At 43.9% G+C, this 13,003-nt stretch carries 11 protein-coding genes and 2 pseudogenes; 10 read left to right on the forward strand and 3 right to left on the reverse strand.

The annotated features are described in order from the left end of the window. Nucleotides 1-485: 485 nt before the first annotated feature. The 8 genes and pseudogenes from NSQ09_RS02845 (at nt 486) to NSQ09_RS02880 (ending at nt 7,195) form a co-directional block, all read left to right on the forward strand. Entirely contained in the window at nt 486-1,457 is a 972-nt protein-coding gene (locus NSQ09_RS02845) for a LacI family DNA-binding transcriptional regulator (RefSeq protein ID WP_445291719.1), read from the forward strand. A gap of 1 nt (nt 1,458) precedes the next feature. Next, nucleotides 1,459-2,340 carry a ribokinase gene (gene rbsK / locus NSQ09_RS02850; RefSeq protein ID WP_017696603.1) on the forward strand — a complete coding sequence of 294 codons (882 nt, stop codon included), beginning with the start codon at nt 1,459-1,461 and terminating at the stop codon, nt 2,338-2,340. After that, nucleotides 2,337-2,732, forward strand: a complete 396-nt coding sequence (gene rbsD, locus NSQ09_RS02855; protein WP_017696602.1) for a D-ribose pyranase — start codon at nt 2,337-2,339, stop codon at nt 2,730-2,732. Before rbsK ends, rbsD begins: the two co-directional genes overlap by 4 nt. A gap of 15 nt (nt 2,733-2,747) precedes the next feature. Then, nucleotides 2,748-4,229: a ribose ABC transporter ATP-binding protein RbsA gene (gene rbsA, locus NSQ09_RS02860; RefSeq protein ID WP_341030553.1), complete on the forward strand. Its 1,482-nt coding sequence runs from the start codon at nt 2,748-2,750 to the stop codon at nt 4,227-4,229. Nucleotide 4,230: 1 nt separating this feature from the next. Continuing rightward, nucleotides 4,231-5,199 (forward strand): ribose ABC transporter permease RbsC, encoded by a 969-nt coding sequence (gene rbsC / locus NSQ09_RS02865; RefSeq protein ID WP_003227873.1) that lies wholly within the window; start codon nt 4,231-4,233, stop codon nt 5,197-5,199. A gap of 12 nt (nt 5,200-5,211) precedes the next feature. Then, a pseudogene (gene rbsB / locus NSQ09_RS02870) lies at nt 5,212-6,125 on the forward strand (ribose ABC transporter substrate-binding protein RbsB). Between the two features lie 81 nt (nt 6,126-6,206). Further along, entirely contained in the window at nt 6,207-6,743 is a 537-nt protein-coding gene (locus tag NSQ09_RS02875) for an SH3 domain-containing protein (protein ID WP_341030554.1), read from the forward strand. Between the two features lie 155 nt (nt 6,744-6,898). Then, a complete protein-coding gene (locus tag NSQ09_RS02880) occupies nt 6,899-7,195 on the forward strand; it encodes a DUF3892 domain-containing protein (protein ID WP_003227867.1) in 297 nt (98 codons plus the stop codon). A 39-nt stretch (nt 7,196-7,234) separates the two neighbouring features. Here the strand turns inward: NSQ09_RS02880 and NSQ09_RS02885 are convergent, their stop codons facing one another. The 3 genes from NSQ09_RS02885 to alsS all read right to left on the reverse strand — a co-directional run bounded on the left by NSQ09_RS02885 (nt 7,235) and on the right by alsS (nt 10,402). Then, nucleotides 7,235-7,762: an NAD(P)H-dependent oxidoreductase gene (locus NSQ09_RS02885; RefSeq protein WP_017696598.1), complete on the reverse strand. Its 528-nt coding sequence runs from the start codon at nt 7,760-7,762 to the stop codon at nt 7,235-7,237. Nucleotides 7,763-7,860: 98 nt separating this feature from the next. After that, nucleotides 7,861-8,628, reverse strand: coding sequence for an acetolactate decarboxylase (gene budA, locus NSQ09_RS02890; RefSeq protein ID WP_017696597.1), 768 nt, complete (start codon nt 8,626-8,628; stop codon nt 7,861-7,863). Between the two features lie 61 nt (nt 8,629-8,689). Next, nucleotides 8,690-10,402, reverse strand: a complete 1,713-nt coding sequence (alsS, locus tag NSQ09_RS02895; protein ID WP_341030557.1) for an acetolactate synthase AlsS — start codon at nt 10,400-10,402, stop codon at nt 8,690-8,692. A gap of 157 nt (nt 10,403-10,559) precedes the next feature. Here alsS and alsR point away from each other — a divergent pair, with 157 nt between their 5' ends. After that, on the forward strand, nt 10,560-11,468 hold the full coding sequence (gene alsR, locus NSQ09_RS02900; RefSeq protein WP_003227859.1) for an acetoin biosynthesis transcriptional regulator AlsR: 909 nt from the start codon (nt 10,560-10,562) through the stop codon (nt 11,466-11,468). A 210-nt stretch (nt 11,469-11,678) separates the two neighbouring features. Then, nucleotides 11,679-13,003 (forward strand): annotated as a pseudogene (locus NSQ09_RS02905) (arsenic transporter).

A 13,003-nucleotide genomic window follows, 5' to 3' on the forward strand; every position in this document is an offset into this window, starting at 1 on the left:
AGTCACACCCTGCTGTTTGTATTTAATATGCATTTCAAATCAATCTTTTTTTCAGCCTGTGTTATCAAGCATTTCCTGCTATCATGCGTGTTTCCGGTTCTTATGAACACAAAATAATTTTATCCTGTCTTAAGGACAAGGTCATAATGTCATCCTTTCTGCATGGAATAAGCAATATTAGGCCCATTCCAAAATGACTAAGGAGGTTCGAGATGAAAACGCTAAACATACGAGTCCGAATTCTCTAACATAATTAAACATTTTCTGGGATGATAGTCTTTTCTGTTTCTCACCATTTACAGGTCTAAACGCATGACTTTGAAACAATTTTAATAAAACTTAATATTTGTTCAAGAAATCTTCATCCATATTTGTGAAGACTTTGTCAAAAAAAGAGTGAAAACCTTAATTTTTTCAATTATATATACAATTTACAATTAGATTTCTTTTGATATTTTTATTGCTAACTTCGGATTGTTCATGATATTAAAGATGTCGCCGGAGCGGCGGGCGTTTCAGTTGCGACGGTTTCCCGCGTCCTGAATGATAACGGCTATGTACACGAAGAAACGCGAACGCGTGTCATAGCGGCGATGGCGAAGCTGAACTATTACCCGAATGAAGTCGCCAGATCTCTATATAAAAGAGAATCCCGACTGATCGGACTTTTGCTCCCGGATATCACAAACCCTTTCTTCCCTCAGCTTGCCCGCGGTGCGGAGGATGAATTGAACCGGGAAGGCTATCGCCTTATTTTCGGCAACAGTGACGAGGAATTGAAAAAAGAACTTGAATACCTTCAAACCTTTAAGCAAAATCATGTCGCAGGCATTATTGCCGCAACGAATTACCCGGATCTCGAGGAATACAGCGGCATGAATTATCCAGTTGTTTTTCTGGACAGAACACTTGAAGGGGCTCCTTCTGTGTCCAGTGACGGCTATACAGGAGGAAAGTTAGCCGCCCAGGCTATCATTCACGGAAAAAGCCAGCGCATTACGCTCTTGAGAGGACCCGCTCACCTGCCGACTGCTCAAGACCGCTTTAATGGCGCTTTGGAAATCTTAAAGCAGGCTGAAGTTGAGTTTCAGGTCATTGAGACCGCTTCATTTTCTATTAAAGATGCACAATCGATGGCGAAGGAGCTGTTTGCCGCTTATCCAGCGACAGATGGTGTAATTGCGAGTAATGATATTCAAGCCGCTGCCGTTTTACATGAAGCATTGCGGCGCGGAAAAAACGTGCCGGAGGACATTCAAATTATCGGCTATGATGACATTCCGCAAAGCGGACTTCTGTTCCCGCCACTTTCTACAATTAAACAGCCCGCATATGATATGGGGAAAGAAGCTGCCAAACTGCTTTTGGGTATCATCAAAAAACAGCCGCTGGCAGAAACGGCAATTCAAATGCCTGTCACCTATATAGGAAGAAAGACGACAAGAAAGGAAGATTAAGATGCGTAATATTTGTGTGATTGGTAGCTGTTCTATGGATTTAGTGGTCACCTCGGACAAACGCCCAAAAGCCGGTGAAACGGTTCTTGGCAAGTCATTTCAGACTGTGCCGGGCGGCAAAGGAGCAAATCAGGCCGTTGCCGCAGCCAGACTTGGGGCGCAAGTGTTTATGGTCGGCAAGGTTGGAGACGATCATTATGGAACAGCTATTTTGAATAATCTCAAAGCTAACGGCGTTCGCACTGACTATATGGAACCGGTTACACATACGGAAAGCGGAACCGCTCATATTGTGCTTGCTGAAGGCGACAACAGCATTGTCGTTGTCAAAGGCGCGAACGATGACATCACCCCAGCGTATGCGTTAAAAGCGCTTGAACAGATTGAAAAGGTCGATATGGTGCTGATTCAGCAGGAAATCCCAGAAGAAACGGTTGATGAGGTGTGCAAATACTGCCATTCTCTCGATATCCCGATCATGCTAAACCCGGCACCGGCCCGCCCGCTCAAGCAGGAAACCATTGATCACGCCACCTATCTGACGCCGAATGAACATGAGGCTTCGATTTTATTCCCTGAGCTTACCATTTCTGAAGCTCTGGCGATTTATCCGGCAAAGCTCTTTATTACGGAAGGAAAACAAGGCGTCCGCTATTCAGCTGGCAGCAAAGAAGTGCTCATCCCGTCCTTCCCTGTTGAGCCCGTTGATACAACCGGAGCCGGTGATACGTTTAACGCAGCATTTGCCGTGGCCCTGGCTGAGGGAAAAGACATTGAAGCCGCATTGCGGTTTGCCAATCGTGCCGCTTCCCTTTCTGTCTGCTCCTTCAGTGCCCAAGGCGGAATGCCGACAAGAAATAAAGTAGAGGAGCTGCTGTCATGAAAAAACACGGTATACTGAACAGCCATCTTGCCAAGATTTTAGCCGACCTTGGCCACACTGATAAAATTGTCATCGCGGATGCCGGACTGCCGGTTCCTGACGGCGTTTTGAAAATTGATCTTTCACTGAAGCCGGGCCTTCCGGCTTTCCAAGATACAGCGGCAGTGCTCGCTGACGAGATGGTCATCGAAAAAGTCATTGCTGCAGCTGAAATAAAAGCATCCAATCAGGAGAATGCGAGATTTCTAGAAAATCTTTTCTCTGAACAAAAGATTGAATACCTTTCTCACGAGGAATTTAAGCTGCTGACAAAAGAAGCAAAGGCAGTCATAAGAACAGGAGAATTCACACCATATGCCAACTGCATCCTGCAGGCGGGTGTGCTTTTCTAGAAAGGAGGACGAAACATGCAGATTGAAATGAAAGACATTCATAAAGCATTCGGAAAAAACCAGGTGCTGTCAGGCGTTTCCTTTCAGCTCATGCCTGGCGAGGTTCACGCGTTAATGGGAGAAAACGGCGCCGGCAAGTCCACGCTTATGAACATTTTAACAGGCCTGCACAAAGCAGATAAAGGTCAAATCAGCATAAACGGAAACGAAACGTATTTTTCCAATCCAAAAGAATCGGAACAGCATGGAATAGCCTTTATCCATCAGGAATTGAATATCTGGCCGGAAATGACCGTTCTTGAGAATCTATTTATCGGTAAAGAGATATCCTCCAAGCTGGGCGTCTTACAAACAAGAAAAATGAAAGCGCTAGCAAAAGAGCAATTTGACAAACTCTCCGTCTCTCTTTCTCTTGATCAAGAAGCCGGCGAATGTTCCGTCGGACAGCAGCAAATGATCGAAATCGCAAAGGCGCTTATGACAAATGCCGAGGTCATCATTATGGATGAACCGACCGCAGCGTTGACTGAACGTGAAATCAGCAAGCTCTTTGAGATTATTACAGCGTTAAAAAAGAACGGCGTCTCCATTGTCTATATTTCGCATCGCATGGAAGAAATTTTTGCAATTTGCGACAGAATTACCATCATGCGTGACGGAAAAACGGTAGATACAACAAACATCTCAGAAACTGATTTTGATGACGTCGTCAAAAAAATGGTTGGACGCGAGCTGACTGAACGATATCCAAAACGCACTCCTTCTCTCGGTGACAAAGTATTCGAGGTGAAAAATGCCTCCGTAAAAGGGAGTTTTGAGGATGTCAGCTTCTATGTGCGTTCCGGTGAGATCGTCGGTGTTTCAGGATTAATGGGAGCCGGCCGGACAGAAATGATGAAAGCGCTGTTCGGCGTTGACAGGCTGGACACGGGTGAGATATGGATCGCTGGGAAAAAAACGGCTATTAAGAACCCGCAGGAAGCCGTGAAAAAAGGTCTCGGCTTTATTACAGAGAATCGCAAGGATGAAGGGCTCCTGCTCGACACCTCGATCCGCGAAAATATTGCCCTGCCCAATCTGTCCAGCTTCTCACCAAAGGGGCTCATTGATCACAAGCGGGAGGCTGAGTTTGTCGATCTGTTAATTAAACGCCTCACTATCAAAACAGCATCACCGGAAACGCACGCACGCCATTTGTCAGGTGGAAACCAGCAAAAAGTGGTGATAGCCAAGTGGATCGGCATCGGACCGAAAGTGCTTATCTTGGATGAGCCAACCAGAGGTGTGGATGTTGGCGCCAAACGAGAGATTTATACGCTGATGAATGAGCTGACCGAACGCGGCGTCGCTATCATCATGGTGTCATCAGAGCTGCCTGAAATTCTGGGAATGAGCGATCGGATTATCGTTGTCCATGAAGGCAGAATCAGCGGAGAAATCCATGCGCGAGAAGCAACACAAGAACGAATTATGACACTTGCCACGGGAGGGCGGTAATATGAAAACGGAACAACTGCAAACAGAACAAAAACGGATTCACTTCGACGGAGTCATGCAAAAACTCGGCCCGTTTCTTGGTTTATTTATTCTCGTTATCATTGTATCTATTTTAAATCCAAGCTTTCTTGAACCGCTGAATATTTTAAACCTGCTTCGACAGGTCGCCATTAACGGATTAATCGCGTTCGGGATGACCTTTGTCATTTTGACAGGCGGCATTGATCTTTCTGTCGGCGCTATTCTTGCCCTGTCAAGTGCTTTAGTTGCGGGAATGATTGTATCCGGTGTTGATCCGGTTCTCGCGATCATCCTTGGCTGTATCATTGGTGCCGTACTAGGCATGATCAACGGATTATTGATTACTAAAGGAAAAATGGCGCCCTTTATCGCCACGCTTGCGACCATGACTGTGTTTCGCGGACTGACGCTAGTGTATACAGATGGAAATCCGATTACCGGACTTGGCACAAACTACGCTTTTCAGATGTTCGGACGCGGTTACTTTTTAGGCATTCCTGTACCGGCGATTACGATGGTTCTTGCCTTTGTCATCCTTTGGGTGCTTCTTCATAAAACACCATTCGGCCGCCGAACGTACGCTATCGGCGGCAACGAAAAAGCCGCTCTCATTTCAGGCATCAAAGTGACGCGCGTGAAAGTGATGATCTATTCTTTAGCCGGGCTTTTATCCGCTCTTGCAGGTGCCATATTGACTTCCCGCCTGCATTCGGCCCAGCCGACTGCGGGGGAATCGTACGAACTTGATGCTATCGCGGCAGTCGTCTTAGGCGGAACAAGTCTTTCCGGCGGCCGAGGACGCATTGTTGGCACGTTAATCGGGGTGCTGATCATCGGCACACTTAATAACGGGCTTAATCTGCTTGGCGTCTCATCATTTTATCAGCTGGTTGTCAAAGGGATTGTCATCTTAATTGCGGTATTGTTAGACCGCAAGAAGTCAGCATAGGAGGGTTTTCACATGAAAAAGGCTGTATCCGTCATTTTAACGTTATCATTATTTTTGTTAACCGCCTGTTCGCTTGAGCCGCCCCAATGGGCAAAGCCGTCAAACTCGGGGAACAAAAAGGAATTCACCATTGGCTTGTCCGTCTCAACGCTTAATAATCCTTTTTTTGTCTCATTAAAAAAGGGTATCGAAAAAGAAGCTGAAAAACGTGGAATGAAAGTGATCATTGTTGATGCACAAAATGATTCATCGAAACAGACGAGTGACGTGGAAGATTTAATTCAGCAAGGTGTTGATGCATTATTAATCAACCCGACTGATTCTTCGGCGATCTCAACGGCAGTAGAATCTGCAAACGCAGTCGGTGTGCCCGTCGTAACAATCGATCGATCTGCCGAACAAGGAAAAGTTGAAACCTTGCTTCCGATAATGTAAAAGGCGGTGAAATGGCCGCGGCGTTTATTGCCGACAAACTTGGAAAAGGAGCAAAGGTGGCAGAGCTTGAAGGCGTCCCCGGCGCATCTGCCACACGGGAACGCGGCTCAGGATTCCATAACATCGCAGACCAAAAGCTCCATGTTGTCACAAAACAATCAGCTGACTTTGACCGCACGAAAGGCCTGACTGTCATGGAAAACCTGCTGCAGGGACATCCTGATATCCAAGCTGTTTTTGCTCACAACGATGAAATGGCGCTCGGTGCTCTCGAGGCAATTAACAGCTCGGGGAAAGACATATTGGTGATCGGTTTTGACGGCAATAAAGACGCGCTCGCTTCCATTAAAGACGGAAAGCTGTCAGCAACCGTCGCTCAACAGCCTGAGTTAATCGGTAAACTGGCTACAGAAGCAGCAGATGATATTTTGCACGAAAAAAAAGTGCAAAAAACAATATCCGCGCCTCTCAAACTAGAAACAAAAAAATAATTGTCTGATATTTAGGAACCTGCGATAACGTGAATAGAGATATAGAATGAATTATTTCTCTTACGTGAGGAGAGGAACGGCATGAACAAACCAACAAAACTATTTTCAACATTAGCACTTGCGGCTGGAATGACTGCGGCTACGGCAGGCGGCGCTGGAACGATCTATGCCCAACAGCCAGAAACAACGGTAAGCATTGATGGTTTATACAGTTATCCGAATGATTCTTATTTGGTATCAGCAGAGGCTCTAAATGTCAGAACGAAGCCTTCCGCATCAAGCCAGAAAGCCGATACGCTGCACTTAGGAGATAGCCTAAAGCTGATTTCCTTCTCAAATGCTGACTGGGCAAAGGTTCATTATAAAAACGGAAAAACAGGCTTTGTCTCCACTCATTATATTGTAAAAGCAGCAACAACAGTAAAAACCAAAACAAAAACGAAAGTATACACATCCGCTGACGGAAAGAGCATTAAGACTCTTCCAGCAGACACAAGCGTTTCTTTTTTAGGCTGGAGTAAAACGAATAAAGGCGGTTTTGATTTTGATTGGGTATTCGTTGATTACGGCGGTGCGACAGGTTATATGAAAACAAAGGATTTACACATGACAAAATAACTGAGAGGGATTCCGCATTTATGCGGAATCCCTTTTATTATGAATTGATTTGTCACATTCCCAAGATATTTCTCAGGAAATATTGTCGTATGCTGTGTCGAAACCTTACATGATCATCAACATTTTTGTTCACGCTAAAAAGCGGAGGTGTAAATATGGATCAATTTGAAGCAGCATATGAATCGTATAAAGCCCGGCAAACAACTGTCGATCAAGAAAATGTTCCATCTGGAAAAGAAGAAATTATTGCGGTTAGAAGAAATGAGGAAGACAATATTATCGCAGTGAAAACCAATACAGGAAGAGAGCTCGACTATCCTACTGCGCTGTCAGAAGCAAAATCAGGAAAACTCGCTCATGTTGATGTCTTCCATAAATACGGGCGTGACATTTTGCGAAGTGAACCGGACGGCATCAAGGAAAATAACCTGTCTGAGCTGCCGGATTTTTAAACAAATACAGCCCTGCCGTATGTTCGACAGGGCTGTATTTTAAACAAAAGGCTGCTGGATGTATTCGGCTAACCGTTTTGCACTGTGAGAAATATCCCCTGCAGCTGCATAATTCACGCCATAGAACACATATGGAGGCAGATACTTCATGCCGATCAGATTACTCGTGGCCTGAAATGGTTTCAATAGCTCACTGATCGAGTAATGATTTGCTCCGCCCGCTTGATATTTTTCCGCTTCGCTCCCTGTTGATACAGCCAGCATCAGCTCCTTGCCATGCAAGGCATTTCCTTCTGAACCAAAAGCCCAGCCGTAAGTCAGCACAAGATCCTGCCATTTTTTCAAGAGCGGCGGAGAGCTGTACCAATATAGCGGGAATTGAAAGACAATCCGATCGTATTCCTCGCACAGCTGCTGTTCCTTCGCAACATCTATTTCTTCATCCGGGTATTCCTTATAAAGATCACGTACTGTGATATTGTCGTGTTTACTCAATTCCTCAGCCCACGCCTTATTGACAACTGAGGTCTCCATATGAGGATGAACTGCCAAAACCAATATTTTCATCAGACCACACCTTTACTGTTTTGATGTTATTTTATCTAAAATCAGGAAAAGAGCCAAATAAAAAGAAAGCCCTGTAAAAGGGGCTTTCTTTTTTTCTTTTATTCAGGGCTTCCTTCAGTTGTTTCGATATCTTTCGCAAAATCAGGGTTATCCAGATTCGCATTAAAGAAATCCGCTGTGTTCGGAAGTCTGAGATTCATGTTCATTTTTTGAGAAATCGTAACCGTGCAATCCTCAAGCACATAGTCAAAAACGTGTCCGCCTGAATTGCGTCCTTCGTCAATGAAGTGCAGGTGATAGCCTGAAACGGCGATTCCGTTTGCATAAGCTGGTGTCAAGAAACCTACGATTGTTCCTCTCACGTTGTCGAAGTTGAAAATCGGCTGTGTTTTGACCGCTTCAACCATTGGCACGTAAGGTTTTTCTTGAAGTTCTACCGTTCTTGTCTGCACCTTTTTAAACAATCCGTCAATACGAATTGCATAAAATAAGTTTCTGCTTGGCAGCATGCTGTTGATCTCTTTTTCAAAGTCTTCGCGTGTCATTTTCACATCAATTTTGTGCGTCATGTCCGGTGTAAAGAACGTAAATGAACAGAACGGTGAACGGTCTCCTTTTTGGACCGGTGTCGCGGTTCCGTCTGAGCGAAGACGGTAAAATTCGCCGTCAAACCCAATCAGCTCTCCGTCAAGCTTGTTAAAGGTTCCGATACCGAAGTCTCCATATTTCGGAATCTCTGACAGTTCAAAATCTCCGTCATATACTCCGTCTAATAGAGAAGTCATTGTTGATACTTGATAAATCTGGCTCACAGGCTGATCTTTTTGACCACGGCTGAGCACTTGAATGTTGCTTTCTCGTTTCATATTTCCCTTCACTCCTTTTATTTAGTGCTGTTCATAAAACAGTGTCGTGATGCGCAGAGTGCTAGAGAGCTTTCGTTTTCATGAGTTCCCCGAATTCTTTCGGAAGCTTGTCACTTGCTAAATTAATGTTATCACTGTAGTCAACCGGGACATCGATGATGACAGGACCTTCAGCGTTCATGCCTTGACGCAGAACATCTGCCAGCTGGTCTGGTGATTCTACGCGCAAGCCAGTTGCTCCGAAGCTTTCCGCATATTTCACGATATCGATATTTCCGAAATCGACCGCAGATGTACGGTTATATTTTTTCAATTGCTGGAATGCAACCATGTCATATGTGCTGTCGTTCCATACAATGTGTACAATTGGTGCTTTTAGTCGTACCGCTGTCTCTAATTCCATTGCTGAGAATAAGAAACCGCCGTCACCTGAGACAGAAACCACTTTTTCTCCCGGTTTCACCAATGAAGCGCCGATTGCCCAAGGAAGCGCAACGCCGAGTGTTTGCATACCGTTACTGATCATTAATGTTAACGGCTCGTAGCTGCGGAAATAACGTGACATCCAAATGGCGTGCGAACCGATATCGCAAGTTACTGTAACATGATCATCGACTGCATTACGCAACTCTTTAACGATTTCAAGAGGGTGCGCTCTGTCTGATTTCCAATCTGCAGGCACCTGCTCATCTTTATGCATATATTGTTTTAAATCAGAAAGGATTTTCTGCTCACGCTCTGCAAATTCTACTTTCACAGCATCGTGTTCGATATGATTGATCGCGGACGGAATATCACCGATCAATTCAAGATCAGGCTGGTAAGCATGATCAATGTCAGCGATAATCTCGTCTAAATGGATAATTGTCCGGTCTCCATTGACGTTCCAGAATTTCGGATCATATTCAATCGGGTCATAGCCGATCGTCAGAACAACATCCGCCTGCTCTAGCAGTAAATCGCCAGGCTGGTTGCGGAACAAACCGATGCGGCCAAAATACTGATCCTCTAAATCTCTAGAAAGGGTACCGGCAGCCTGATATGTTTCAACAAATGGAAGCTGAACCTTTTTCAAAAGCTTGCGAACCGCTTTAATCGCTTCCGGTCTTCCGCCTTTCATGCCGACTAATATGACAGGAAGTTTTGCTGTTTGGATTTTTGCTATGGCCGCACTGATTGCATCATCTGCTGCAGGACCGAGTTTTGGCGCTGCAACAGCACGCACGTTTTTCGTATTTGTGACTTCATTCACAACATCTTGCGGAAAGCTCACAAAAGCGGCCCCAGCCTGCCCTGCTGACGCTATCCTAAATGCATTTGTAACAGCTTCCGGTATATTTTTTACATCTTGAACTTCTACACTGTATTTTGTAATCGGCTGGAATAGCGCCGCATTATCCAAAGATTGATGTGTCCGTTTTAAACGATCTGCACGGATCACGTTTCCAGCAAGCGCAACGACAGGGTCTCCTTCAGTGTTCGCTGTCAGCAGGCCTGTTGCCAAGTTAGAGGCACCCGGTCCTGATGTGACTAACACGACTCCCGGTTTTCCAGTTAAACGGCCGACTGCTTGGGCCATGAATGCTGCGTTTTGTTCGTGCCGGGCAACGATAATTTCAGGTCCTTTATCTTGTAAAGCGTCAAATACCGCATCAATTTTTGCACCTGGAATGCCAAATACATGTGTGACACCTTGCTCCACTAAGCAATCAACAACAAGCTCCGCCCCTCTGTTTTTCACAAGGGATTTTTGTTCTTTTGTTGCTTTTGTCAACACCCTCACTCCTTATTATGCATTTTAAACGTAAAATTTTAAATATCTTGTGATAAGTTTCACTATACACTCTTTGGAAATTGACCTCCAATATCGATTCGCCTTATGATTAATATGTAATACGAATTATTAACCTATGGAAAGGAATGCATATTGAATGGAGCTTCGCCATCTTCAATACTTTATCGCAGTAGCCGAAGAGCTTCATTTCGGAAAGGCTGCCCGGCGGCTGAACATGACGCAGCCTCCTCTCAGCCAGCAGATCAAACAGCTGGAGGAAGAAGTCGGAGTTACGCTTCTGAAAAGGACAAAACGATTTGTCGAGCTTACCGCAGCAGGAGAAATCTTTTTAAATCATTGCCGGATGGCATTGATGCAAATCGGACAAGGAATTGAACTGGCACAGCGGACGGCCCGCGGCGAGCAAGGCCTTCTCGTAATTGGTTTTGTCGGATCAGCTACATATGAATTTCTGCCGCCGATTGTCCGGGAATATCGTAAAAAATTCCCATCTGTGAAAATAGAACTGCGTGAAATATCCTCGTCTAGGCAGCAGGAGGAGCTACTAAAGGGCAACATTGATATTGGTATACTTCATCCTCCCTTACAGCATACAGCTTTACATATCGAAACCGCCCAAAGCAGCCCTTGTGTTTTAGCTTTGCCTAAGCAACACCCATTGACTTCTAAGGAATCAATTACGATTGAGGATTTAAGAGATGAACCAATTATTACTGTTGCTAAAGAAGCATGGCCTACTCTATACATGGATTTTATTCAGTTCTGTGAACAAGCAGGCTTCAGACCCAACATTGTCCAGGAAGCCACAGAATATCAAATGGTGATTGGTTTAGTCAGTGCCGGAATTGGTATGACATTTGTTCCTTCCTCAGCCAAAAAATTATTTAATTTGGATGTTACTTATCGAAAAATGGACCAAATACAGCTTAATGCCGAATGGGTTATCGCTTACCGCAAAGACAATCATAATCCGCTTATAAAGCATTTTATTCATATTTCAAATTGTCAGCAGACAAGAACTAAAGAGAGTGATGCAGGTACATGAACGATACTTGCAATCTCTTTTTTCTTTTGGGTTTCTTATGGAAATTTTATTAATTTAATATAATCGCTTAGTACAACTTTATATCAGTATACGTATACATACAGTACAAATAGTTGGCAAGGACATTAGTAAGCGCAGGACATTAGTTTGATTTTAAAAATGAAAGATAGAGAGGTGAAGTAAATTATTGAGTTCACCGGCATATTCACATTGCTCGCTTTTTTCGTAACAATGATTTTTATTTTCTGGAGACCAAAAGGACTAAATGAAGCTATCCCCGCCACATTTGGCGCTTTAATGGTTTTATTGTGCGGAAGTGTGTCATTGGCAGACTTAGGGGAAATCGGAACAAAAGTCACGGGTGCATCGGTTACAATCCTTGCCACTATGATTATGGCCATTGCACTAGAAAGCTTTGGTTTCTTTTATTGGGTGGCTGCAAAACTGCTCCAACAATCCAAGGGTTCAGGCATCAAGCTTTTTTGGCTAACCAATTTGCTCTGCTTTCTCATGACCATTTTCCTGAATAATGATGGGAGCATTTTGATCACAACTCCAATCCTTTTGCTTGTACTAAAATATTTAGGTTTAAAAAAACATCAAAAAGCCCCATATTTATTAAGCGGTGTTTTAATAGCCACAGCCTCTAGCGCACCGATTGGCGTAAGTAATATTGTTAATTTAATTTCTCTCAAAATCATTGGAATGGATCTATATCTTCACACCGCCATGATGTTTGTCCCTAGTATGATGGGACTCATTTTTATGACTTGTCTACTGTTTATGTTCTTTTATAAACGTCTTCCCAAAAGCCTGCCAGATATACCGGGCCATTTTCAGTCTCTGCGGCATAGAAGGTACCATCCTCTTCATTCGCCATCAGCTCCTTTACCAGAACGAAATCAAACAAAAATCATGTTGTTTGTGCTTGCATTTGTTTTTCTCGTCAGGATGAGTCTATTTGCAGCATCATATACCGGTATTTCTGTTCCTCTAGTCGCTGTCATCGGATCTTTTATCCTGTTAAGCTGGAGATGGATTTCAAAACCTCCCCAAGAGACTTGTTATATAAATCGCCTTGGCACATTTTTATATTCGCTTTTACTATGTATGTCTTAATTTATGGTCTGCATAATATTGGATTCACAGAGTTACTTGTGAATTATTTTGAACCTGTGGTTTCTGGAAGCCTCGCCCATGCAACTTTCGCATCAGGTATCTCTACTTCTGTTTTTTCTAATCTCTTTAACAACCATCCAGCATTAATGATCAGTACTTTTACCTTAACTGAAATGACCCTGAATCCTTCAACAACAAAAATCATCTACTTGGCAAATATTATCGGCAGTGATATCGGTTCATTATTATTACCTATGGGAACCTTAGCAACGCTTATTTGGATGCATATATTAAAACAGCATGATGAAAGTATTTCATGGGGCGAATATATAAAAACGACCATTATCATCATTCCGCTGACTGTTCTTTTTACGTTAACATGTTTATATTTTTGGATCAGTTGGTTATTTCTTTAG

Source organism: Bacillus sp. FSL W8-1202, assembly GCF_038006165.1.
GTDB lineage: Bacteria > Bacillota > Bacilli > Bacillales > Bacillaceae > Bacillus > Bacillus subtilis.

Excerpts from the sequence above, each read along its gene's own strand:
- rbsK (WP_017696603.1), top strand. The coding sequence starts at position 1,459 with ATGCGTAATATTTGTGTGATTGGTAGCTGTTCTATGGATTTAGTGGTC.
- rbsD (WP_017696602.1), top strand. The coding sequence starts at position 2,337 with ATGAAAAAACACGGTATACTGAACAGCCATCTTGCCAAGATTTTAGCC.
- rbsA (WP_341030553.1), top strand. The coding sequence starts at position 2,748 with ATGCAGATTGAAATGAAAGACATTCATAAAGCATTCGGAAAAAACCAG.
- rbsC (WP_003227873.1), top strand. The coding sequence starts at position 4,231 with ATGAAAACGGAACAACTGCAAACAGAACAAAAACGGATTCACTTCGAC.
- NSQ09_RS02875 (WP_341030554.1), top strand. The coding sequence starts at position 6,207 with ATGAACAAACCAACAAAACTATTTTCAACATTAGCACTTGCGGCTGGA.
- NSQ09_RS02880 (WP_003227867.1), top strand. The coding sequence starts at position 6,899 with ATGGATCAATTTGAAGCAGCATATGAATCGTATAAAGCCCGGCAAACA.
- NSQ09_RS02885 (WP_017696598.1), bottom strand. The coding sequence starts at position 7,762 with ATGAAAATATTGGTTTTGGCAGTTCATCCTCATATGGAGACCTCAGTT.
- budA (WP_017696597.1), bottom strand. The coding sequence starts at position 8,628 with ATGAAACGAGAAAGCAACATTCAAGTGCTCAGCCGTGGTCAAAAAGAT.
- alsR (WP_003227859.1), top strand. The coding sequence starts at position 10,560 with ATGGAGCTTCGCCATCTTCAATACTTTATCGCAGTAGCCGAAGAGCTT.